The sequence below is a fragment of the Sorangium sp. So ce1036 genome, assembly GCF_051369805.1.
Lineage (GTDB): Bacteria > Myxococcota_A > Polyangia > Polyangiales > Polyangiaceae > Sorangium > Sorangium cellulosum_F.
On record NZ_JBBMOX010000001.1, the window covers coordinates 3,242,317 to 3,263,757 of the forward strand.

At 71.5% G+C, this 21,441-nt stretch carries 19 protein-coding genes; 7 read left to right on the forward strand and 12 right to left on the reverse strand.

The genetic code is table 11. The annotated features are described in order from the left end of the window. Positions 1–5: 5 nt before the first annotated feature. Positions 6–866: a carbohydrate ABC transporter permease gene (locus WMF31_RS12485; protein WP_436606542.1), complete on the forward strand. Its 861-nt coding sequence runs from the start codon at positions 6–8 to the stop codon at positions 864–866. A gap of 60 nt (positions 867–926) precedes the next feature. On the opposite strand, the gene WMF31_RS12490 is transcribed toward WMF31_RS12485, so the two are convergent. After that, positions 927–1,898 carry an aldo/keto reductase gene (locus WMF31_RS12490; protein ID WP_436602159.1) on the reverse strand — a complete coding sequence of 324 codons (972 nt, stop codon included), beginning with the start codon at positions 1,896–1,898 and terminating at the stop codon, positions 927–929. 472 nt (positions 1,899–2,370) lie between these two features. On the opposite strand from WMF31_RS12490, the gene WMF31_RS12495 reads away from it, so the two are divergent. Then, complete coding sequence (locus WMF31_RS12495; protein ID WP_436602160.1) at positions 2,371–3,291, forward strand: transposase; 921 nt, start codon at positions 2,371–2,373, stop codon at positions 3,289–3,291. A gap of 448 nt (positions 3,292–3,739) precedes the next feature. Continuing rightward, complete coding sequence (locus WMF31_RS12500; protein WP_436602161.1) at positions 3,740–4,759, forward strand: Rieske 2Fe-2S domain-containing protein; 1,020 nt, start codon at positions 3,740–3,742, stop codon at positions 4,757–4,759. A 28-nt stretch (positions 4,760–4,787) separates the two neighbouring features. Here the strand turns inward: WMF31_RS12500 and WMF31_RS12505 are convergent, their stop codons facing one another. From WMF31_RS12505 to WMF31_RS12520, 4 genes are all read right to left on the reverse strand, one after another. Further along, positions 4,788–6,896: a DUF6055 domain-containing protein gene (locus tag WMF31_RS12505; RefSeq protein ID WP_436602162.1), complete on the reverse strand. Its 2,109-nt coding sequence runs from the start codon at positions 6,894–6,896 to the stop codon at positions 4,788–4,790. Between the two features lie 598 nt (positions 6,897–7,494). Further along, on the reverse strand, positions 7,495–8,253 hold the full coding sequence (locus WMF31_RS12510) for a hypothetical protein (RefSeq protein ID WP_436602163.1): 759 nt from the start codon (positions 8,251–8,253) through the stop codon (positions 7,495–7,497). A gap of 283 nt (positions 8,254–8,536) precedes the next feature. Beyond that, on the reverse strand, positions 8,537–9,310 hold the full coding sequence (locus tag WMF31_RS12515) for a TPM domain-containing protein (RefSeq protein ID WP_436602164.1): 774 nt from the start codon (positions 9,308–9,310) through the stop codon (positions 8,537–8,539). A gap of 316 nt (positions 9,311–9,626) precedes the next feature. Then, complete coding sequence (locus tag WMF31_RS12520) at positions 9,627–10,361, reverse strand: formylglycine-generating enzyme family protein (RefSeq protein WP_436602165.1); 735 nt, start codon at positions 10,359–10,361, stop codon at positions 9,627–9,629. Positions 10,362–10,474: 113 nt separating this feature from the next. Between WMF31_RS12520 and WMF31_RS12525 the strand changes: the two genes are divergently transcribed. Beyond that, positions 10,475–11,203 (forward strand): hypothetical protein, encoded by a 729-nt coding sequence (locus WMF31_RS12525; RefSeq protein WP_436602166.1) that lies wholly within the window; start codon positions 10,475–10,477, stop codon positions 11,201–11,203. Between the two features lie 20 nt (positions 11,204–11,223). Beyond that, positions 11,224–12,831, forward strand: coding sequence for an NFACT RNA binding domain-containing protein (locus tag WMF31_RS12530; protein ID WP_436602167.1), 1,608 nt, complete (start codon positions 11,224–11,226; stop codon positions 12,829–12,831). 9 nt (positions 12,832–12,840) lie between these two features. Here the strand turns inward: WMF31_RS12530 and WMF31_RS12535 are convergent, their stop codons facing one another. Together WMF31_RS12535 and WMF31_RS12540 are read right to left on the reverse strand one after the other, a co-directional pair. Beyond that, positions 12,841–13,299 carry a tellurite resistance TerB family protein gene (locus WMF31_RS12535; RefSeq protein WP_436602168.1) on the reverse strand — a complete coding sequence of 153 codons (459 nt, stop codon included), beginning with the start codon at positions 13,297–13,299 and terminating at the stop codon, positions 12,841–12,843. 25 nt (positions 13,300–13,324) lie between these two features. Then, the gene (locus tag WMF31_RS12540) at positions 13,325–14,098 is read right to left on the reverse strand and encodes a HAMP domain-containing protein (protein WP_436602169.1); all 774 of its coding nucleotides are present in this window, start codon (positions 14,096–14,098) and stop codon (positions 13,325–13,327) included. A gap of 785 nt (positions 14,099–14,883) precedes the next feature. On the opposite strand from WMF31_RS12540, the gene WMF31_RS12545 reads away from it, so the two are divergent. After that, the gene (locus tag WMF31_RS12545) at positions 14,884–16,209 is read left to right on the forward strand and encodes an extracellular catalytic domain type 1 short-chain-length polyhydroxyalkanoate depolymerase (protein ID WP_436602170.1); all 1,326 of its coding nucleotides are present in this window, start codon (positions 14,884–14,886) and stop codon (positions 16,207–16,209) included. Between the two features lie 114 nt (positions 16,210–16,323). Here WMF31_RS12545 and WMF31_RS12550 read toward each other — a convergent pair whose 3' ends face one another. The 4 genes from WMF31_RS12550 to WMF31_RS12565 all read right to left on the reverse strand — a co-directional run bounded on the left by WMF31_RS12550 (position 16,324) and on the right by WMF31_RS12565 (position 18,949). Beyond that, complete coding sequence (locus WMF31_RS12550; RefSeq protein ID WP_436602171.1) at positions 16,324–17,361, reverse strand: PA0069 family radical SAM protein; 1,038 nt, start codon at positions 17,359–17,361, stop codon at positions 16,324–16,326. A 149-nt stretch (positions 17,362–17,510) separates the two neighbouring features. Further along, entirely contained in the window at positions 17,511–17,957 is a 447-nt protein-coding gene (locus tag WMF31_RS12555) for a CoA-binding protein (RefSeq protein WP_129350325.1), read from the reverse strand. A 159-nt stretch (positions 17,958–18,116) separates the two neighbouring features. Beyond that, on the reverse strand, positions 18,117–18,608 hold the full coding sequence (locus tag WMF31_RS12560) for an SRPBCC family protein (protein WP_436602172.1): 492 nt from the start codon (positions 18,606–18,608) through the stop codon (positions 18,117–18,119). Then, positions 18,608–18,949: an ArsR/SmtB family transcription factor gene (locus WMF31_RS12565; protein WP_436602173.1), complete on the reverse strand. Its 342-nt coding sequence runs from the start codon at positions 18,947–18,949 to the stop codon at positions 18,608–18,610. Before WMF31_RS12565 ends, WMF31_RS12560 begins: the two co-directional genes overlap by 1 nt. A 160-nt stretch (positions 18,950–19,109) precedes the next feature. Here WMF31_RS12565 and WMF31_RS12570 point away from each other — a divergent pair, with 160 nt between their 5' ends. Further along, positions 19,110–20,072, forward strand: coding sequence for an L-lactate dehydrogenase (locus tag WMF31_RS12570; protein ID WP_436602174.1), 963 nt, complete (start codon positions 19,110–19,112; stop codon positions 20,070–20,072). Between the two features lie 71 nt (positions 20,073–20,143). On the opposite strand, the gene WMF31_RS12575 is transcribed toward WMF31_RS12570, so the two are convergent. Then, a complete protein-coding gene (locus WMF31_RS12575; protein WP_436602175.1) occupies positions 20,144–21,355 on the reverse strand; it encodes an FIST signal transduction protein in 1,212 nt (403 codons plus the stop codon). Positions 21,356–21,441 lie beyond the last annotated feature (86 nt).

A 21,441-nucleotide genomic window follows, 5' to 3' on the forward strand; every position in this document is an offset into this window, starting at 1 on the left:
GCCTCCTGCTGCGCGAGGAGCGTCGTCCTGTCGCCCGCCGCCGGAGCGCCGGGAGAGCCCTGTCGTACGCCACGCTGATCCTCCTCACGGTGGCCTACATCGCCCCGGTGATCTGGATGGTGCTCACCTCGCTGAAGTCGCCCTCGGAGGCCACGGCGGTGCCTCCCACCCTGGTCCCGACGCAGGTCACCCTGGAGAGCTACGAGGCGCTCGCCAGCGCGAGCTCCCGGACGCCGGTGTTTCGCTGGCTCCTGAACAGCGTCCTCGCCGCCGTGGCCCACGCGCTGCTCGTGCTGGCGACGGCCGCCCCGGCCGCCTACGCGCTGGCGCGCATGGAGTTCCGCGGCAAGCGGCTCGTGCTCGTCGCGATCGTCTCGACGCTGTTCATCCCGCCGGTCATCTTCCTGCCCTCGAACTACCTGATCGTCAGGGAGCTCGGCTGGCTCGACAGGCTGCCTGCGCTGGTGGTGCCGCCGGCCGCCTCGGCCTTCGGCGTGTTCTTCTTGCGGCAGTTTTTCCTCGGGTTCCCGCGGGAGCTCGAGGAGGCCGCCGCGCTCGACGGCGCCAGCCGGCTCGAGGTGTTCTGGAAGATCGTGCTGCCCCTGTCGAAGCCGGCCCTGGCCACGCTGGCCGTGCTCTGCCTGCTCAGCAACTGGAACGACTTCCTCTGGCCCATCTACGTGCTGTTCAACCCCGAGAAGCTCACGCTCTCGCCCGGGCTGGCGCTGCTGCAGGGAGCCCACACCACCGACTACGCCCTGGTCACGGCAGGGGCCGTGGTGGCGAGCGCCCCGATCCTGGCGGTGTTCATCGCCGCGCAGCGGTACGTGATCGAGGGCGTCGCCCGCACGGGGCTGAAAGGGTGATCGGGCGCCCTGAGCCGCCGGCCGAGGCCGGGGCTCGGCGGAGGCGGCCCGGGAGCGAGCCTACCAGGCGTAGGCCTCCGGCGCCTCGCCGCCGGGGCCGGGGAAGATCTCGTCGAGCCGCTTCAGGTGCTCCGGCGACAGCTCGATCTCGAGGGCGCGCAAGCTTCCGTCGAGCTGCTCGATGGTGCGCGGGCCGAGGATGGGCGAGGTCACGACCGGGTTCTGGAGCAGCCAGGCCACGGCCACGTCGGCCGGCCTCTCGCCGAGCTCGGCGCAGAACGCCTCGTAAGCCTCCAGCCTGCGGCGGTTCTTCTCGATGCGCGCCTGCGCGTCGGCGGAGGAGCGCCGGCCCTCGCGCACCTTCTGGAGGGCGCCGCCGAGCAGCCCGCCGGCGAGCGGACTCCAGGGCAGCACGCCGAGCCCGAACGCGCGGCACGCGGGCAGGACCTCGAGCTCGACCGTGCGCGCGTTCAGGTTGTAAAGGCACTGCTCCGAGACGAGGCCGAGGAAGTGCCGCTGCGCGGCGAGGCCGTTCGCCTGCGCGATGTGCCAGCCGGCGAAGTTGCTGCTGCCGACATAGAGGATCTTGCCCTCGCGGACGAGCTGCTCCATCGCCTGCCAGATCTCGTCCCAGGGCGTCCCCCGGTCGATGTGGTGCATCTGGTAGAGGTCGATGCGATCGGTCTGAAGGCGGCGCAGGCTCTCCTCGCAGGCGCGCCGGATGTGATAGGCCGAGAGCTTCGCGTCGTTCGGGCCCTCGCCCATGGTGCCGTACACCTTGGTGGCGAGGACGACGCGGTCCCGCCGGCCGCCGCCCTGGGCGAGCCAGCGCCCGATGATCTGCTCGGTGATCCCCTCTCCGCGCTTCCGGCCGTAGACGTTGGCGGTGTCGAAGAAGTTGATCCCGTGCTCGAGCGCCCGGTCCATGATGGCGAAGCTGTCGGGCTCGCCGGTCTCCGGGCCGAAATTCATGGTGCCGAGGCAGAGGGGGCTGACCTTCAGCCCGGTGCGTCCGAGATGGCGGTAGTCCATGGCGCCGGGAGCGTAGCACCCCGCGGACCCGTGGACCCATGACCCGACCCAGGTTGACGTGACCCTGACGTGACCCGACCCAGGTTCGGGCGGCCGAGGCGTGACCCGACCCAGGTTCGGGGTGCGTGACCCGATCCCGTGCGTGACCGACCCCGCGTAACCCGACCCCGCGTAACCCGACCCCGCGTAACCCGACCCAGGTTGACGTGACCCGACCCAGGTTGACGTGACCCGACCCAGGTTCGGGTGGCGACCCGACCCAGGTTCGGGCGGTGCCGGGGCGACCCGACCCAGGTTCGGGCGGTGCCGGTGCAGGCGGTGCGGCGCAACGCGGGTGGAGGCGGCAGTGCGCGCGCCGGCCGAGCATGGCGGAACCTGGCGGAGCTCGGCGAGCGCCAACCTACGAGCGAGGCAAATTATTGAAATGATTAACTATGACTCACGGCACGCTGCTTGTTTCTGCGCTCCGGCCATGAGCCAGCCACGCGAGATCACTCCAGGCGCGACCTACCTCCTCACCCGTCGGGTGCTGCGCCGGCACCTGCTGCTGCGTCCCGATGCGGCCATCAACCAGCTGTTGGTCTATGCCCTCGCTGTCTCGGCCCGCCGCTACGGCGTCGAGGTGCATGCCCTTTGCGCGATGTCAACGCATCTGCACCTGGTCGTAACCGATGTGCAGGGCGTGCTGCCGCGCTTCCTGCAATTCTTCCACCGCATCATCGCGCTGGGCACGAAGGTGCTGCGGAAGTGGGAGGGGCCGGTATGGGACCATGAGGCCACGAGCGCGGTACGACTGCTGACGCAGGCAGCGGTTGTGGAAAAGATCGCCTACGTGCTCGCGAACCCTGTATCCGCTGGCCTGGTCGGGCATGCGAAGGAATGGCCGGGCGCCAAGGTGGATGTGGGGGAGCTGGGCCGTGGCGCGCTCCATGCGACGCGTCCGTCGGTGTATCTCGACCCGGAGAATCCGCAGTGGACCGAGGAAGCGACGCTTCCGCTCGCGCTGCCGCCGGGCATTGACCAGGAGAATGCGGAGGCCTTTCGCTGTCAGGTCGCAGCCGAGCTCGAGCGCTTGGAGACGCAGGCTCGTGCGGAGGTGGAGCGGCAAGGGCTCCGCTTCATGGGAGCCGAGCGGGCTAGTAAGGTCTCCCCTTACGACCGCGCCACGAGCTTCGAGGGGCTGCGCGAGCGCAACCCGACCTTCGCCGTTGGCCGAGATCAGGGCGACGCACGGCGCTCGGCTGCTGCCACTGTGCGTGCGTTTCGCACATCCTACCGGGCGGCGCTCGAACGATGGCGTGCTGGTGTGCGCAGCGTCCTGTTTCCAGTGGGGACGTGGTGGATGCGCACGTTTCACGGCGCCAGCGTGAATGACGTGGTGATCGCAACATAGAGCTGAATGGCGTGGTAACCCCAACCTGGGCCTGGGCAGGGCAACCCCAACCTGGGCAATCACCCCAACCCGCAATAGCCAACATGGGTCGGGACACAGGGCGCCCGCCAACCAGGGCGCCCGCCAGCCTGGGTGGCGCCCGCCAACCAGGGTCGGGGTCCGCAACCTGGGTCCGAGGCACCAGGCATCGCCAGGCACCGCAACCTGGGTCGGGGTCCGCGCAACCAGGGTCGGGGTCCGGGGTCCGCGCGCCAACCTGGGTCGGGGTCTGGGCATCGCAACCTGGGTCCGAGGCATCGCAACCTGGGTCCGAGGCATCGCAACCAGGGTCGGGGTCCGGGGTCCGGGGTCCGGGGTCCGGGGTCCGCGCGCCAACCTGGGACCTGGGTCGGGGTCTGCGGGGTCGGGGTCTGCGCACCAAGTTCATCATGCACCGCCGGAGGTTGTCATGTTCGAGGGGTTCGCGCGGGTGTGGACGCCGGTCGAGGTCGCGGACCGGCTCGGACGGAAGCCGCTATCGGTTCGAGTGGCCGGCGAGGACGTGGTGCTGTTCCGCAATGCGGGCGGCCGTACGGGGGCTCTGATCGACCGGTGCCCGCACCGCGGGGTGGCGCTCTCGCTTGGCCGGGTGGGGTCGGATGGGTGCATCGAATGCCCGTTCCACGGGTGGCGCTTCGATGCCGAGGGGGCGTGCCGCACGATCCCGCTCAACGAGGTGCCGCCGGAGAAGCGAAGGCTCCACGCGGCGACGGCGCTGCCGGTCCAGGAACTCGGGGGCCTGCTCTGGCTGTTCACCGAGCCGGGCGTCGAGAGAGCGGGAGCGCCATGCGTCCCGGCTGCACTGCTCGATGCGCGGCTCTCGCGCTCGGTCCTCACGCAGGAATGGAGAACGCACTGGACACGTGCGATGGAAAACATGCTCGACTTTCCTCACCTTCCATTCCTTCACCGCGCGACGATCGGACGGAACATGCGCCGCGCGCTCCGCCCCGGCTCGGTGATGCACGTCGACACCACGGGAACACCTTCAGGGATGCGGGTCCACGCGCGGCTCGACGGCGAGGACCGGCAAGAGGTCTCCCTCGACTGGGTGCGTCCCAACGGCATGGTCCTCCAGATCAACATCCCCGGCCGCGATCTCCGGATGCACATGTTCTGCGTTCCTGTTGACGCCGCGAGGACGCGGATGCTGCTGATCACGACGCGGGGCTTCGGCCGGTTCAACCCGCTGACGCGTCTCTCTACCCTGTTCAACGAGCGCATCCTCCTGGAGGACCGCGCCGTGGTGGAGTCGTCCCGTCCGTCCGAGGTACCCGAGCCGCAGGAAGAGGCGAGCGTCGCGAGCGACCGCGCAACGCTCGCCTTCCGCCGTTACTACCTGGGCGAACTCAAGGGCTCTCGCGCCGCCGCGACCTGCCGGCGCGACCCGACCCACGTTGGCCGGCGCGACCCGACCCACGTTGGCTGATCTGCGACCCCTGGGTCGGGTCGCCTCCTCAAGGCCGCCAGGCGTACGGTGGTGCGACCGTGACCTCGGTTACCGTCGAGGCGCCATCCCAGTCGTTGGGAACGAATCCATAGAACGTATTGCTCGACTTCGACGAAGCAACGAACTCTACATCCCCGAGCAGCCGCGCCGTTCCGGAGACGGATTGGCCAGTGCCAAACCAGCCGAGCGGATAGAATGTGGTCTGCACGAGCGCCGAGCCGGCCACGTCGAACCCGCGCGCCGGAATGCCCGCTCCGCCTTGCCCAACCAGGCTGAGCGCGCCGATCCGGCCGCCGGAGATCGAACCGTTGATGAGGGTCGCGTGATCCTCCACGCGGACGTCCCCGCGCACGTTGCCGCCCAGGATCCTGGCGTAGGGGCCGACGTAGACGCTCGACGGCGTGCCCGAGGGCGCGCAGCCGCCTCCGTTCGAATGCCTCACCGTGCCCGACGGACAGTCTTCGAGCCGGCCGCCCTGGAACCCGGCGGGCCACGCCCCCTCGATTTGCACCATGTACGGATAGCGATAGATCGAGGGGTACGCCGGACCGTCCGAAGGATTCGTCCAGACCAGCTTCTGGTACTCGGTCGGCGTGGCGACCACGACCAGGTAGACGTTCTCGCCCTGGCCGACGCAGAAGTCCAGCTCGCCGTCGGCCCCTCGCTGCAGCGGGCTGTAGCGCGCGCTGGTCAATTCCGGGTCCGTCGCCACGAGGCCCCAGCGCCAGCCGGAGTCGGCGCCGGCCTGCGTGACACCCCGGAACACCACCCGCACGCTGGTCGCGTCCGACTGCGGGTGCAGGCGCACGACGTTGTAACCCCAGCGCTGCGGCGCCCAGTGGTATGGCGAGACGAAGCGGCGACTCTGTGCCCAGTCCGGGGCGAGCGCCTCGAGCCGCGTGAGACGGAGGCGCCGCTCCGTACGACCCCTCGCCGTCGGATCGGTCTCGATCGAGCCGTAAGCCCTGCGATACACGCTGGACTGATCGCTCCCGTCCGCTGGCGGCGGGTCCCTGTAATCCCAGGTGACGTTGTGCATCGCCCACTCGCCGAACAGGTCGTTGAGCTGCTCGATGTCCCAGCCGCGGCTCAGCGTGAGCTTGTCCCACGGATCGCGCTGGCCGCGCGGAGCCTGGTAGCTCCACATGTCGTTCACTGCGTTATAGCAGTGCTTGTCCTTCAAGAACTCGAAGAACTGCCAGTTGCAGTACCGGTTGCGCGTGTTGCCGTAGTAGAGGTGCGGCATGTTCGGCAGCATCTCCGAGCAGTGCACGTCGTCCCGCCATATCTGGTGCGGCATCCAGTTCGCGTGGCTCTCGAAGATCCAGCAGCCAACCCCGCCACAGTCCGGGAATGCCTGCGTCATCGCCTGCACGCCGTGCATGAACTCGTGGGCGAGCCCCCACGGGTCGCTCGCGGCGCCGGGGCCGACCCACATCCCCATGTAGCTGATGCCGTCACGGCTCCAGCCGCCGCCCCAGAGCGGGAAGTCGTTGTCGAAGTGAACCGCGGCCTTCCACTTGTCTGTTGAGTTGCAATACGGCTCGGGGAAGAAGATCGGGGCGCCGAAGTACGCGTCCCAGATGGTCTCCAGCGTGTTTGCAGCCGCTTGCGCCTGGCTCACCGTGATGTTGGTGCCGTCTGGCCAGTAGAAGGCGAAGTGCGCGGATTCGTGGCGCAGCGGCGCCTTGGTCTCACCGCCGCCGCGCGGCGCCGTCCAGGCACCCGCTGCGCAGCTCGGTGGCGTGGTCTGGCAGCTCGTCGCCCAGGTCGTGCTCGTGGTGCCCTGCTCGCAGGCGCCGGAGCTGCCGCCTGCGGTGGCCGTCGAGCCGCCGCCCGTGGTCGAACCGCCTGTCCCTGATGTTTCCCCCGCTGCTCCTCCGGCACCAGCGGCGCCAGAGGTCACCCCCGAGCCGCCGCTGCCTGCGCTCGCCCCCGAGCCGCCGCTGCCTGCGCTCGCCCCCGAGCCGCCGCTGCCTGCGCTCGCCCCCGAGCCGCCGCTGCCTGCGCTCGCCCCCGAGCCGCCGCTGCCGGACGCCGACGCTGGCTCACGCTCCTCCGGTGATGGACCGCACGCGGCGAGTAAACCAGCGAGGATGAGCGCCGAGCGGCTCATGAGCCGCCTCTCGAACGAAGCGCGGAGCGTGTGCCGAAATTCCTCGCATACCTGGCTTCCATGGGCAGATCCCTCAGGGAGAGCATGGTTGCGCATCATGGCCATGGAGCATGGTCATGGATGCCATATGCTCGCTCGGGATGCGCTCGTCGGGCAAGCGAAATGACGCGTCCACTGCCGCGGCGACCGCCCCGCGACGGCGGCGTCGACTCGTCGGCAGTCGGCCGGAGCGATTGGCTGCCCGGCCGCGCGATGCAGCGATGATGGCGGCTGCCCGAGAGCCCGGACGAACGAGCACCGCATGCGTTCACGGCTGGCCGTTCGCGACTGACGGCGACCGGCGCGCTCCGTGGGCCTCCCGTTCTCATGAGCCACTGTCGTCTGCTCGCAATGTTCAGCTTCGAGTGCAATGTCGTGTGGTGCCGCCGTGCGGTGCTGCGGCGCGTTGCGAATAGGCCATGAGCAAGAACCGATCTTCTCGATCGCTGTGTGGTGCCACCTGGATCGCGCTGGAGATCACGGCGCTCTCTGCCTGTGCGGGTGGAGTGGAGACGATGGGGCTGATCCGGCGCGTCGCTCCCCGGGCGCGGACCGCGCCCTACCAGGAGCCGATCTCGTTCGAGAGCGGCACGCGCGCCGGCAGGCCGAAGAGGCGCGCGGCGAGCTGCTCGGAGAGCCCCGAGGCGAGCGCGTTGTACGCGCTGGCGCCCTCGTCGTAGCGCCGCCGCTCGATGCTCACCCGGTTGTCCGCGCCGGCGAGCTCCGCGTCGCGCTCGGGCGAGGGCGCGGCGCCCTCGTGGCGCGCGCGGGTGCGCTCCCGCCGCTCGACCACGTTCTCGACCTGCGCCCTCCTGCGCTCCACCTCCGCGCGCGCTTGCTCCAGCGAGGCGCGCGCCGAGAGGGTCAGGGCGCCGAGCAAGAGGACGAGCGCCGACAGGGCAGCGCCCGCCCAGCCGAGCCGCCGCCGCGTCGCGGCTTTCCGCGCCGCCTCGCGCTGCCGTCGCCTCCCGAGCTCCTCCACGGCCCGGCGCACCTGGTGAGGCGGGATCTCGAGCTCGGCGCCGATACGCTCGAGATCCTCGACCGAAAGTCGATCCTTGTCCGCCTCGGCGAGGCGCGCGGCGAGCGCGATCACCTCGTCGACGTCCTCGTGATCGACCGCCCCCGCCTGCTCCGATTGCAACTCCGGCGTGCGTCCCTTCATCGATCGTCCTCCTACCAGCTCGAGCTCGCCCCGCCGCCCCCGAAGGAGCCGCCGCCGCCATAATCGCTGCTCGAGGACGAGGAAGAAGAGGACGATGAGTACGAGGAAGACGAGGACGAGGAGAATGAGCTCGACCCGGAAGACGAGCTCCACGATGAGCCCGACGATGCGCCCGAACCGTTGGCGGACGAATGGCCGAGCAAGAAGAGTTGGCTCGTGACGAAACTCGTCACGAAGCTCGCGAAGAACGTGAGGAAGGAGAGCGACGCCCGCGCGGCAGCGAGCTCGACCAGGCCACTGCAGAGCGGGAGGACGAGGCCCAACGCGACGCCGAGCGTCCTCAAGAACGCTTTCCAGGGCGTCTGGAGCTCCGCCTGCGCTCGCCCGTGGAAGAAGCTCAGCCCGCCGAGCAAGCCCAGCAGCGTAGAGAGGAGCATCACACCGAAGAGGCAGCCTGCCTGTTGCGAGAGGTACATCGAGGCGGCGGCCTCGGAGCGCGCCCCGTAAACCATGCCGGTGCGAGCACCGCGAGCGCGGGGACGACGATGAAGGCGAGGACGACCTTGATGGCCACACGCGGTTTCCCCCGCCCGGGCGTGGCCTGCCGCTCGGGCTCTCCCGTCGTGGCAGGAGGGCGCCGCGCGCGCCAGATCGTGGAGCCCAGCAGGAAACCGATCAGCGCGCCCAGCCCGTAATGCGCGATGTACCGCGCCGTGAGGTGACGCGACGGCGACACCAGCCCCGCCGGCATCCAGCCCGGCATGGCTCTCTCGCCCGCCGTGAGGGCGATCAGCCGGTCCACCACGAGGTGCGCCGCGCCGCCGTACTGCGCGCGCCGGAGGTCGTCGCGGGACGCGTCGAGGATCGTCCGGCACACGCCGTCGGTCAGGATGTCCTCCAGGCCGTAGCCCACCTCGATGCGCATCCGCCGATCGTCGATGGCCAGCGTGTAGAGGACCCCGTTGTCCCGACCCTTCGTGCCCCCGCCCCAGGCCTCGGCGAGCTCCAGCGAGTAATCCTCGATGGGCACGCCGCCCGTGGTCCTCACGAGCAGGACCGCGATCTGCACGCCGGTCCTCTCGCGGTGCGCGACGAGCTTCCGCGCGAGATCGTCGCGCTCCTCCCGCGCCAGCACGCCCGCGAGGTCGGTCACCGCGGCCTGGATCGTCACGGCCGGCGCCGCGAGCGCGCGTGAGAGCGCAAGGAACATCACGGCAACGCCGAGCGCGGCGGCGATGAGGCGCCGCGCTCCGCGGCCACACCCCACCACCGGACCCACCCCAGGCCACCTCCCCAGAAGTCGAATCGAGCTCATCCGAGCGAGGAAATCACGGGTCAAGTGTGAGATCAATCCCATGGCCAGGATTCGACGCGCGGCCGGCGGGGCGAGGAGGCAACGGATGCTCCTCCGCGCCGGCGCGCCCAGATCCCCTGTCGCTGTCCTGCGGAGCGCGCCGTCGCCCCGGCGCCCGGGGGGGCGTCGGCCCCGCCCGGGATGGCCGGCGCGCCGCGGGGCGAGGCGGCCGCTACGTGGGATCCTTGCAGCAGCGAAAGCCGACCTCGTAGAACCGGAACATCGGTCCATGCGAGTCGTTGGTCCCGCGGCACCCGGCCCACGGCTTGGACCAGTAACCGCCCTTCAGCGACGAGCGGTGCGGCCACTCGGGGCGCGACGTGGACACCCACTCTTCCACGTTGCCCACGAGATCGACAACGCCGTACGGGCTCACGCACGCGGGGTAGGAGCCCGACGGCTCTCCCTGCCAGAGCCGCTGCGTCTCGGCGGCGCGCACGGCCGGATCGCGCGACGCGAGCCGCCGCTCGCTGATGCCCCGGTACGGCTTGCTCACGTTGCAGGCGGCCGGATCCTGGGCGTACCCGTAAGGGAAGGGGAGGGCGGACGGCCCCTCGCACGCGAGCTCCCACTCGAACTCGGTGCAGAGGCGCTTGCCCAGGGCGGCGCACTCCCGCTCGGCCTCGACGAAGCGGAGCATCACGACCGGCAGCGCGCCGGCCCGGTTCGGCCACTCGTGGCGGTCCATGCAGGTGCGCACCGGCGTCGCGCGCGGCTCGGCGGCGAACAGCCCGGGGAAGAAGCCGTAGCAGTGGCCGCCGCGGTAGCTCGTGCAGATGCGCTGCACGTCCTCGAAGTGCGTGCCCTCCACGAGCACCATGTCGGCCGGGCAGGCCGGCGGGGGCCTGGGCCCGGGGAGCGGGTCGGCCTGGGCGAGCAGCTGGGCGAGCAGGAGGTCGAGCAGCACGCCGCAGCCTCTATCGCAAAGCCGCGCGCGCCGCACGCGCCGGCGGCGCGCTCGCGATCGCGCACGCAACGCGGTAGTCTGGTGCGATGAGAACGACGGGGCTTTGGATGAGCATGGCTTCGCTCGCCGCGCTCGCATGGGCGAGCGCCTGCGGCGGCAACGTGGTCGTCGATGGGCTCCCCGACGGCGCAGAGTACGGCGCAACCGGGACCGGCGCCGGCATCCCCACCTCGGGCACCGGCATCGGCACCACCGGCGCCGGCGGCGCGGGTGGCGGCACCGGCACCGCCGTGACCAGCGCCGGCGTGGGGAGCTCCAGCGCGAGCTCGACGACCACGACAAGCTCGGCGATCGCAGCCACCACCGGCGCGGGCGGCGGCGATCCGAGGTCGATGTGCCAGTCCTTCTGCGAGCTCACCTCGTCGACCTGCGGGGGGGACGCGGGCGATTGCGCCCGCGCGTTCTGTGAGCCGCTGCTGTCCCGGGCGCAGGGGTGCGACGAGCAGCTCGTGAGATACATCGATTGCTCGATGGCCAACGTGCGCCGGTGCGACTTGCACACGCCCGAATGCGAGGACGTCGCGCGTGAGTTCTGGCGGTGTGCGGCCAGCTCCGCCTGCCCTGGCCTCGAGTGCGTCGGCAACAGCGACAGGGCCTGCAACTGCAAGGGTTCGTGCGGCGGCGTCGAGCTCCTGGCCCTGTGCGGGCCGGGCAGGCGCCCGGACACGGTCCTCTGCGACTGCATCATCGACGGCGTGTCCGGGGCCATCTGCGAGGACTCCGGCCCGGCGTGCGACCTCGCCCACGGCTGCTGCGAGCCGCTGTTCGAGCGGTTCCGCTGAGGGACCGACGGGGCGCGGCCATGGAGGACCGGTCATCGAGCGCGGCGCAGGGCAGGGCGCTCGCCGAGGCGCTCGCGGGCTGCGTGGGGGCGCGCATCGACGCGGCGCACGCGAGCCCCGCGACGGGGCTCGTCGCGCTCGCCCTGTACGCCGGCATGCGGCGCGTGCTCGGCGCCGGCCTCGGCCCGCGCGTCGCGGGGGTCGGGGTGCTGCCGCGGCTGCCCCGGCTCCGCGCCGGGGCGTCGCACCCGCTCGTCGCCGCGATGCGGGCGCACCTGGTCGGTCGCCGCGTGCTGGCCGTCGAGGTGCGAGGCGACGGCATCGCCGTGATCGCGGGAGATCCGCTCCCGGGCGGCAGCGCGACCGTGGTCGGCAGCGCGACCGTGGTCGGCGGCGCAACCGTGGTCGGCGGCGCGACCGAGGGCGGCAGCGCGACAGCGGGCGAGGCGACGCGCGCGCCGGCCGCGCGGCCCGCGCACGAGCCGGCGGAGGGGCCGGCGCCAGGCGCGCAGCTCGAGCTCGCGTCGGCGGAGGGGCCCGCGCCAGGCGCGCGTCTCGAGCTCGCGCCGGGGCGCCGGGGCGAGGCGCGGCTGCTCGACGCCGCCGGCCACCTCATCCTGCGCTGGCCGCCGCAGGGGGGCGCGCCGCCGGCGCAGATCGCCTACCCCGCGGACCCGCTGGCCGCCGGCGCGGCGCTGGTCGAGGCGAGCGACGAGGCCGCCGCCGGGCAGGAGAAGTCGGCGCTCGCGCGCGCCGTGAAGGCGCGGCGCGCGGCGCTCGAGCGCAGGGCCGAGGCGGTGCGCGGCGATCTCGGCCGGCTCGGGGGCGTCTCGTACCTCCAGAAGATCGGGCAGCTCCTGCTCGCCCAGGGCGCGCGCGTGCCGCGGGGTGCCGCGAAGGCGCTCCTCGACGACTGGGAGACCGGCGGCCCGATCGAGGTCGCGCTCGACCCGGCGCGCCCGGCCAAGGCGCAGGCCGAGTCCTTCTTCGCCAGGGCGCGGCGCTACCAGCGCGGCGAGGCCGTGATGCGCGCCCGCCTCGCCGAGACCGAGCGCGCCCTCGCCGCGATCACCGCGCTCGCGGCGGACGTGGCCGCGGCCGAGGCGCGGCCCGAGGCGCTCGAGCCGCTCGCGAAGCGGGCCCGCGCCCTCGGGGCGGCCGTCGCGGAGGAGCGCGCGGGGGGACCGGGGCCGGCCGGGATCCAGGGCGCCCGGGCGGGTCGCGCCGCGCCGCGGCGGCCGTTTCACGTGTTCCGGAGCGCCTCCGGCGCGGCGATCCTCGTCGGCCGGGGCGCCGAGGACAACGACGCGCTCACCACGAAGCACGCGCGGCCGCACGACCTCTGGCTGCACGCGAAGGGCGTCGTCGGGGCGCACGTCGTCGTGCCGCTCCCGAAGGGCGCGAGCTGCCCCGCCGACGCGCTCGTCGACGCGGCGACCCTGGCGGCGCACTTCAGCGACGCGCGCGGCGAGGCGGTGTGCGAGGTGAGCTATGTCCCGCGCCGCTACGTGCGCAAGCCGCGCGGCGCGGCGCCGGGCGCGGTGAGCTTCGACCGGGAGAAGGTGATCGCCGTCCGCATCGAGGGCGAACGCCTCTCGCGGCTGCTCGCGACCAAGAAAGAGGGGTGACGCCGCGCCTCAGGTGGCGAACGCCGCCCGGACGTCGTCGCTCAGGCGATCGAGCCGGCCCGGCGGGAGCCGGGCGGCGCGGGCGAGCGACTCGATGACCGCGCGCTCGGGCGCGGAGAGCCCCTCGCTCGCGTGCGCCACCGCGAGCGCGACGATGATGCCCTCCTCCACCGCGTCGCAATCCATGAGGATCTCGGCGAGCAGGCGCACCCGGGGCTCGACGCCCGCCGCCGCGATCACCTTGAGGCTCGCCTCGATGAGGTAGCGGACGAGCTCGGCGTTGAGCTCGGCGCCGAGCATCGGCTCGATGAGCTGCCGCAGGGCATCGAGCTCCTCGGCGTCGACGTTGCCGTCGGCGTTCGCCACGAGCGCGCCGAGATCGACGATCGGGGTCGGGTTGTACTCGTTCAGGTCGAAGCGAGCGCGGAGCAAGCCGGCCGCCTGCTGGACCAACGCGGGGGGCTTCATGTCGGCTCCGTGACGGCGATTCGCCTCATCCCTGACCGCCTTTCGGTGCGCGGCGCCGCACGGTCTCGGACTCGTCGAGGCCGAGGCAGAGCTGCGCCCTCAGCGCGCGCAGCCCGGCGAGGACCTCGGCCGAGGCGTTCTGGGCCTCGGCCTTCTCGATCGCCGCGTCGAGCGTGGCGAGCCTGCCTGTCTGGAGCGCCTTGAGCGAATAGGTCATCTGCACGAACGTGTCGAACAGGTCTCCGAGCTCATCGCCCTTGCGCAGCCCCTCACCGATGGTGAGCCGCGTCGTCCCGACCTGCCGGCACAGGCGCTTGAGCTGGTGCACCGGCCCGACGATGCGCTGCGTGATGAACACGCCGAGCACGCCGAGGATGGCGAGGAGGAGCGCGCCGCCGCCGACCAGGATGTAGAGGAGGCGCTCTCGCTGCTCCTCGACGTGGGCGCGCCGCGCGGCGACCTCGGCGAGGTTCTGCTGGTGCTCGCGGTTCGTCTTCTCGAGCTCCTGCTCGAGGGTGCTGCCGAGCTCGTCGCCGCCGAGGGCCGCGGCGCTCATCTTCAGGATGCTCGCGCTGTTCGCCGCCTCGGTGAGCGCGCGCTCCGCCTGGGTCGCCGCGATCTGCGCCTGCTCGGTCGCGACGCCCGCCGTCCGCCAGATCACGAGTCCGAGCGCGGTCATGACCGCGAGCACCACCGCGACCAGGAGCCCCGTGTACTTGAGCTGGAAGCGCGGGTTCAGGAGCAATCTGCGGCGGCTCGGCGAGCGAGGCGTGGTGCGATCCTGGGCGGGAGAGGTCATGAGGTCTCGTCGGCGGCGGATGGCGCCGCCGCGTGCGCAGGATGGGCGATGAGCGGGCCGCCCCGGTGCGACCCCCGGAAACGCACTGCGCTCTCCGTGGTACCCCATTCTTCGCGTCGGTCGCAAGGCCCATCGCGAGCGGGGCCGCGGTGCCCCTCGCGGGCGCGGTGCGAGGAGAGCTCCGCGGCTGTCCGCCGAGCGCGTGGACCGGTGCTCCTCGCGGGCGCGGCGCGTGGCCGCGGGGGGGCGAGCCGTCGTTCGGCTACCTGCGACCACCGCGGCGCCCCGTGGGCGCGCGGGGCACGCGAGGGGCCGGCTCGGGCGATCCGGCGAGCGCGGCCGGCCACGCCGCGGCCAGGCTCTGTCCGACGAGCTGCTGCGCGGCCCGGACCGTCGGTCGAGCTCGCTCGAAGACATGCAGTGTTCCTCGCTCGCTCTCTCCGGGCTCCCCTGCGCCCCGGCCCGTCCTGTCCCGTCGCCACCGATCCTGACTGGCGGGTCGCGACCCGCTGGGAGCAGCGCGACGACAACCGGATCTTCTGCGATGCCCGCGACGCTGGCGGGTCCTTCCGAAGCGTCAAGCCTCCTCGCCCAGCGAGCGGGCTTGTTTCGCCCACGCGCCCGGCCTGTTCTGCAAAAATATGACAGGAATATTTGTGCGCGGGAGCCGCACCGCGGCAATGCAAATCAGGAACAGAGGTGACGGATCGAGGGTCGATTGGTCGCGATTTCTGTTCCACCGGTCGACTTCTGCTGATATAGAATCGGCGAGGTAAATCCAGCCAATGACCACCAAGCTCCGATTCGTCGCCCCCGCCGTTGCCTCCCTCGCAACCGTGTTGCTCGGGGTTTCGCCGTCATTGGCCGCTTCGTGGCAGACCAACGTCAGGTACGGCGGGAACACGGCGATGGACCTCTACGTCCCCGACAACGTCGACGCTTCGCCGGGGATCGTGGTCTCGCTGCACTACTGCAGTGGGCGTGCCGCAAACGCTCACGGCTGGTTCCAGGCTCTGGCGGATCAGCACGGCTTCGTCATCATCACTCCGCAGGCGGGCGGCAACTGCTTTGACGCGACGCCCGCGCGCAGCGGGGAGCGAGAGGCCATCACCAAGATGGTCGAGTACGTCATCACACAGAACAACGCCGATGCAGCCCGGGTCTTCGCCGCGGGCGCGTCGTCCGGCGCTTGCATGACGAATGCGCTCCTTGCCGCCTACCCGGACGTCTTTGCCGGGGGCTCCGTGCTGGCCGGTGTCCCCGCTGGAGCCTGGACGGGAGGCAACGCCTATGGCTGGTCAACCCCTGGCAACAGGACTGCTGCCCAGTGGGGGGACATCGTGCGCAATGCGCATCCGGGCTTCACCGGCGAACGGCCTCGGGTTCAGCTCTGGCACGGAACGGGCGATGACACGCTCACCTACAATCCGAACTTTCCTGCCGAGGTCGCGCAGTGGACGAACGTCCTTGGTCTGACTGACACCGACGGTACGACGGGCAGCTTCAGGGGTTCGCTGGATACCTGGACTCGGATCTCTTACAAGAACGCTGCGGGAGAGCTCGTTCTGGAGACGAACGTCGCGCAGGGCGCCCCGCACGATCTCTCGGGGCGAGGCTTGTGGGCCGACGTCGTGCGCTTCTTCGGGCTCGATATGGATCCTCCGGCCACCGGAGAGGGCGGGGGCGGCGGCGCCTCCGGCGAAGGCGGCGGCGCCTCCGGCGAAGGCGGCGGCGCCTCCGGCGAAGGCGGCGGCGCCTCCGGCGAAGGCGGCGGCGCCTCCGGCGAAGGCGGCAGCGCCTCCGGCGAAGGTGGCAGCGCCTCCGGCGAAGGTGGCAGCGCCTCCGGCGAAGGGGGTGGCGTAGTCGGCACCGGAGGCGCGGCGAACGGTGCGGGCGGAGCCACGGGCGGCTCGACGAGCACTGCGGGGGGGAGCACCGCTTCCGGAGAGGGCGGTTCGGCCACGACAGGCTCCGACGGCACGCCGTCCGATGCGGATGGGGGCGGCTGTACCCTGGCGGCGAGCGGTCAGCGGCCTCGCGGCGCGCTCGTCGGATTGCTCGTGGCAGGGCTCGGCGCGCTGGTCCGTCGTCGCCGCCGATCTGCCGCGTAAGCGCGCAGCGCCGATGCAGGGCCCGGGCCGGAGAGAGCGCAGAGGACCGAGCGGCTGCTCCTCGCGCTGCTCCTCGATCGCACCGGGCTCCTCGAGCCTGCGCTGCTGTCGAGCTCAGAGATCGAACAGCGTCCCCTGGCGGCTCGGGCGCCGGAAGGTCGAGCGCTCCCCCTCGCCGACCTCCTCCTCGCTCCCGCGCCCGGCGTTCAGCCCGAGCCGCCGGCAGTGCACCTCGAACAGCCGCTGGATCGCCGCCCAGCGCGGCCCCATGCCCTGGAAGCGCGCCCCGAAGGCGCCCTCGTTCATCTTGCCGCCCCGCAGCTCCTGGATGGCCCGCCGGACCTTGCCGGCGCGCTCCGGGAAGGCGGCCTCGAGGCGCTCGTCGAACACGGGGAGGACCTCGCGCGGCAGGCGCAGCGGCATCATGAAGGCGCTCTCCGCGCCGGCGTCGCGGGCCCGCTCGAGCAGCTCCGGGACGTCGCTGTCGTTCAGCCCGGGGATCATCGGTGACAGGGAGATCCCGGTCCGCACGCCCGCCTCGGACAGCGCGCGCATCGCCTCGAAGCGCAGCGACGAGCGGCTCGCGTAGGGCTCCATCTTGCGCGCCACCACGTCGTCGGCGAAGGGAATGCTGAAGTGGACGCGGGCGCGCGCGCGCCGCGCGAGCTCCCCGAGCAGGGCCACGTCGCGCCGCACGAGCGCGCCCTTCGTGATCAGCGAGACCGGGTTCCGGAAGGCGAGGCACACCTCGAGGCAGCGGCGCGTGAGCGCATAGCTCGCCTCGAGCGGCTGATAGCAATCGACGTTCCCGGAGAACACGATCGTGTCGCCCTGCCAGCTCGGCCGGTCGAGCTCCCGCTCGAGCAGCTCGGGCGCGTTCGTCTTGACCACGATCTTGCGATCGAAATCGGTCCCGGCGCCCCACCCGAGGTACTGATGCGACGGGCGGGCATAGCAGTACGCGCACGCGTGGATGCAGCCCCGGTACGGGTTGACGCTGAAGCGGAAAGGAAGATCGGGGCTGTCGTTCGAGGTGATGATCGAGCGCGCCTGCTCCTCGAACACCTGCAGCGTCGCCGGAGGCGCCTCCTCCAGGTAGTCCACGTGCGTCGACGACCACGGGTTCGGAGGGTTGTTCACGGGGCGCGGCATGGGCGGGCGGGCAGGGGGGCGCCGGTGACCGCGGCGCCCGCGTCGAGCGTAGCGCGTCCTGGCCCCGGTGGGGAGCGTCTGTTCAGGTCACGAGCCCGGCGGGCACCACGGCGAGGCGCGCGCGGGTGGTGCGGCGCGTGGCGGGGGGCTCAGCCGCGCCCGGCGAAGCGGCGGTGATCGACCATGAGGCAGCGGCTCTGCACGACGAGGATGCCGGCCTCGATCAGCCGCTCTGCGACCTGGTCGTTCCGGATGCCGGTCTGCAACCAGACGGCGCGCGGCCTGGCGGCGAGGAGATCGTCGAGGTGCGCGGGGACGTCCTGGCCGCGCCGGAAGACGTCGACGATGTCGACCGGGCCCGGGACGTCGGCCACGCGGCGGTAGACCGGCTGGCCGAGGAGGGTCGTCACGTCGGGGTAGTAGACGGGGACCGGGATCACCTCCAGGCCGGCGCCCTGCAGGTAGCTCGGGACGTAGAACGCAGGCTGGTCCGCCTGCGCCTCGGTCTTGATGCCGAGCACGGCGACGCGGCGCGCGGAGCGGACCAGCTCCGCCACGCGCGCCTCGTCATGGCTGATGTCGCGAACGTCGTTCATCGCGGGATTCTACGCCCTGCGGCGTTGCCTGGCGAAAGCTCTCCGGGCGAGACCTCGACGCCTCACCGGAGCCTCACCGCGGTTGAGGCCGCCGTGAAGCCCTCCGCGAGGCAGCGTCGGCCGTCGTGGCCCGCGGGGGACAGGCGCCGGCCGAGAGGCCTACGAAAACCGCGTGTCGAGCTTGGTGAGCTGGCTCGTGAAGCCTTCCTTCTGCATCCTGGTGAACTCTTCGCTGTGCATGGCATCCAGCGTGACCACCATGCGAACGCGGTCACCGACCGTGAAGAAGTCCACGGCGATGTCGCTCTCGTAAGTCGCGACGCCGGGGAGGAAGTCGATGACGTTGGTGAGGACGATCCGCTCGCGGGGCTTCAGCTCGGTGAAGCGAGAGCGGGTCGCGTGGGACGTCGGTTGGCCCATCTGCTTCATCGCCGCGATCATCTCCGGCGAGTCGGCGATCATCTCGTACCGAAGCGCTCCGCCCGCACGCGCGTCGAGCTCCTGGACCTCGGCGCGGAAGCCCTGCGGCCCCCACCACGACTCGAAGCCTTCCTTCGTGGTCCAGAGGTCCCACACGTCCTCGATGCCCACCCGGTAGGTGCGCTCGATGACGACCTTCGCCTCGGCGCGCGGCTTGCTCTCGTTGCTCATCACTGCTCGCTCCTCTTTCTGGCTCGACGAGCCTGTTGTCTCTTCTCCAGCGCGGCTCCGAAGCGATCCAGCCGCGCGTCCCACAGCTTTCGGTACTGGTTGAGCCACGTCTCGAGCTCTTGAAACGGCTCCGGCTTCAAGGCGTACAGGCGGCGCTGTCCGTCCGGTCGCATCGAGACGAAGCCCGACTCCGCGAGAATGCGGAGGTGCCGCGAGACGCCGGACTGGTGGATCCCGGCCTTCTCGACGACGTCGGCAACCTGCTGCTCGCCATCGCGAAGGGCCTCGACGATGCGACGACGCGTCGGATCGGCGAGCGCCTGGAAGACGTCCAGTTGCATTGATGTGTATATACACGATCGTGCATATAACTGTCAAGCGCCGGATCGCCGGGCGCCCTTCAGGGCAGGTCCGTCGCCTCGCCGAGGTCGCCGAGGTGCGCCGCCTGGAACGGTCTGATTTGGCTTGGTCTGGTCACTCCGCTGCGCTACCTCGATCGGTATGCCTGAGCACCAGTCCGTCTCTCCCAGCAAGGTCGCGGTGGTGGGCGCCGGCAGCGTCGGCGCGACGATCGCCTACGCGTGTCTGCTCCGCGGCGTGGCGAAGCAGATTGCTCTGTTCGACGTGAACCGGGCCAAGGTCGACGCCGAGGTGCTCGACCTGAACCACGGCCTGCAGTTCGTCCCGGCCGCCACGCTCGAGGGCAGCGACGACATCGAGATCTGCCGCGGAGCGCACGTGGTCGTCATCACCGCCGGCGCGAAGCAGAAGCCCGGTCAGAGCCGGATGGACCTGGCCACCGCGAACGTCGCGATCTGCCGTTCCCTCCTGCCGAAGCTCCAGGCCGTCGCGCCCGACGCGCTCTTCCTGCTGGTGACGAACCCGGTCGACGTGATCACCTATGTCACGCTCAAGCTGACCGGCCTCCCGCCCGCCCGCGTGCTCGGCAGCGGCACGGTGCTCGACAGCAGCCGCTTCCGGTTCCTGATCGCCAGCCGGCTGAAGGTGGCCGTGCAGAACGTCCACGCCTACATCGCGGGCGAGCACGGCGACAGCGAGGTCCCGCTGTGGAGCAGCGCGAGCGTGGCGAACATCCCGCTGGACGAGTGGTCTGTCGCCGGCCACGGAAAGCTCACCGAGCGCGACCGGACGGAGATCTTCCTGGACGTGAAGAACGCCGCCGCCCAGGTGATCTCCGGCAAGGGCGCGACCAACTACGCGATCGGCCTGGCGACCGCCAAGATCCTGGAAGCCCTGCTCCGCGACGAGAACCGCGTGCTGCCCGTCAGCAGCCTGCTGAGCGGCTACCGCGGGATCGACGACGTGTGCCTGAGCGTGCCGTGCGTCGTGAACCGCTCCGGCGTCGGGTCGCAGCTGCCGATCCCGATGAGCCCCGAGGAGGAGGCCGGCGTCCGGGCCAGCGCGGACACGATCCGCAAGGCGGTCAGGTCGCTCGGGTTCTGATTGCGCACCTCGATCGCGACCCCCTCTCGGGCTGAGAGCTCGGCGCCCCCTGGCTCACCCGCGGGAGCGGCTCACGCGCCCGGCGACCCCGCCCCCTGATCGGCCTCGCTCCACGCCGCCATGACGGCGCTCGTGTTGTGGAATGCCTCCACGCTCCCTCCGAACTTCGCGATCTGCCCGTAGCAGGTCATCCCGAACGTCGGGTGCGACGGCGCGCTCGGCGAGAGCAGCGCGCGCACCTCCTCGCGGTAGTGCTCGCCGAGCAGGCGGAGCCGGGAGGCGCAGTCGAACACGAGCGCTCCCGACACCGCCGGCAGCGACCCGAGCACCCGGGTGGACAGGCTCTTTGCCGCCTGGAGCAGCGAGTCGCCCGGCGCGTTCACGATCCGCACCATCTGGCCGCGCGAGAGCCCGCCCGTCAGCACGACCGCGCCGTCCGCCCGGACCGCGAGCGGCGCCCGGATCTTCAGCGCCTCGCCGAAGGGCGTCCTCGCGCCGAGCGCGTGCTTCGCCATGGTCTGGAGCAACCCCTCGCCGCTCGAGCGGAGCCCGAGCCGCGTGAGCTCTTCCTCGTACACCCGCGCCGCGGGTTGCCCGTCGAGCGTCCGCAGGACGTTCCGCTCGATGTCGGTGATCGTGAGATCCCGCGCCCCCTCGGCCGCGCGGAACCCGTGGAGCACGTCGATGTTCACCCGGTGCCGGTGCGTGAGGCGCACCAGGACGGCCGCGTCCGTGAGCGCCTTGCGATCCACGAACACGCGCGCCCCGCCCTCGAAGCTCCAGGCGTCGCCCGCGGTCCCGCCGAAGACGCGGGTGTGCGGCGGCACGCCCTGGCGGAGGCAGGTGGCGAGCTCGTCGCCGTCGCACGCGAAGGCGTCGGCGAGGACCAGCATCGAGCTCGGCGCGGCGCTGCGCGGGCCGCTGCTCGAGTGGGCCTCATCGATGTCGCTCAGCGCTGCCCGGATGCTCCTGCCGTGGTCCGCGCGCAGCTCGCGCGCCGCCCCGCACGCCACCTCGAGGTGCGCGCCGCCGAGGAACGCGCACGAGATCCCGCTCCTGCTGAAGCCGCGCTCCGTGAAGGACGCTCCTCCGGTGGTGGCCCCGACCACGGGGACGCCCGTCGCGTCCTCGATCGCCGCGAGGTACTCCTCGTGCCGCGTCCCGCTGGGCATGGCCACGAGGGCGAGCCGCGCCGACTCTCTCCACTCCGCGACCGCGCGCTCGATCTTTCGGCCCAAGAGCCACGCGTTCCCTTCAAAGGGTCCGAGGGTCATCATCTTCATGCGCCGAAGCTCCTGCGTGCCCGGCGCGTGAGCGCCGGGCGTCGAGTCCAGGCCACCTGATGGCGGTACGCGTCGCGGCCCGTTGA

What these genes read in the sequence shown, in the direction of transcription:
- WMF31_RS12515 (WP_436602164.1), bottom strand. Translation starts at nt 9,310, where the DNA reads ATGTTCCTTGCGCTCTCACGCGCGCTCGCGGCGCCGGCCGTGACGATC.
- WMF31_RS12555 (WP_129350325.1), bottom strand. Translation starts at nt 17,957, where the DNA reads ATGAACGACGTTCGCGACATCAGCCATGACGAGGCGCGCGTGGCGGAG.
- WMF31_RS12530 (WP_436602167.1), top strand. Translation starts at nt 11,224, where the DNA reads ATGGAGGACCGGTCATCGAGCGCGGCGCAGGGCAGGGCGCTCGCCGAG.
- WMF31_RS12495 (WP_436602160.1), top strand. Translation starts at nt 2,371, where the DNA reads ATGAGCCAGCCACGCGAGATCACTCCAGGCGCGACCTACCTCCTCACC.
- WMF31_RS12560 (WP_436602172.1), bottom strand. Translation starts at nt 18,608, where the DNA reads ATGAGCAACGAGAGCAAGCCGCGCGCCGAGGCGAAGGTCGTCATCGAG.
- WMF31_RS12540 (WP_436602169.1), bottom strand. Translation starts at nt 14,098, where the DNA reads ATGACCTCTCCCGCCCAGGATCGCACCACGCCTCGCTCGCCGAGCCGC.
- WMF31_RS12500 (WP_436602161.1), top strand. Translation starts at nt 3,740, where the DNA reads ATGTTCGAGGGGTTCGCGCGGGTGTGGACGCCGGTCGAGGTCGCGGAC.
- WMF31_RS12525 (WP_436602166.1), top strand. Translation starts at nt 10,475, where the DNA reads ATGGCTTCGCTCGCCGCGCTCGCATGGGCGAGCGCCTGCGGCGGCAAC.
- WMF31_RS12505 (WP_436602162.1), bottom strand. Translation starts at nt 6,896, where the DNA reads ATGAGCCGCTCGGCGCTCATCCTCGCTGGTTTACTCGCCGCGTGCGGT.
- WMF31_RS12490 (WP_436602159.1), bottom strand. Translation starts at nt 1,898, where the DNA reads ATGGACTACCGCCATCTCGGACGCACCGGGCTGAAGGTCAGCCCCCTC.
- WMF31_RS12575 (WP_436602175.1), bottom strand. Translation starts at nt 21,355, where the DNA reads ATGAAGATGATGACCCTCGGACCCTTTGAAGGGAACGCGTGGCTCTTG.
- WMF31_RS12550 (WP_436602171.1), bottom strand. Translation starts at nt 17,361, where the DNA reads ATGCCGCGCCCCGTGAACAACCCTCCGAACCCGTGGTCGTCGACGCAC.
- WMF31_RS12545 (WP_436602170.1), top strand. Translation starts at nt 14,884, where the DNA reads ATGACCACCAAGCTCCGATTCGTCGCCCCCGCCGTTGCCTCCCTCGCA.
- WMF31_RS12535 (WP_436602168.1), bottom strand. Translation starts at nt 13,299, where the DNA reads ATGAAGCCCCCCGCGTTGGTCCAGCAGGCGGCCGGCTTGCTCCGCGCT.
- WMF31_RS12570 (WP_436602174.1), top strand. Translation starts at nt 19,110, where the DNA reads ATGCCTGAGCACCAGTCCGTCTCTCCCAGCAAGGTCGCGGTGGTGGGC.
- WMF31_RS12565 (WP_436602173.1), bottom strand. Translation starts at nt 18,949, where the DNA reads ATGCAACTGGACGTCTTCCAGGCGCTCGCCGATCCGACGCGTCGTCGC.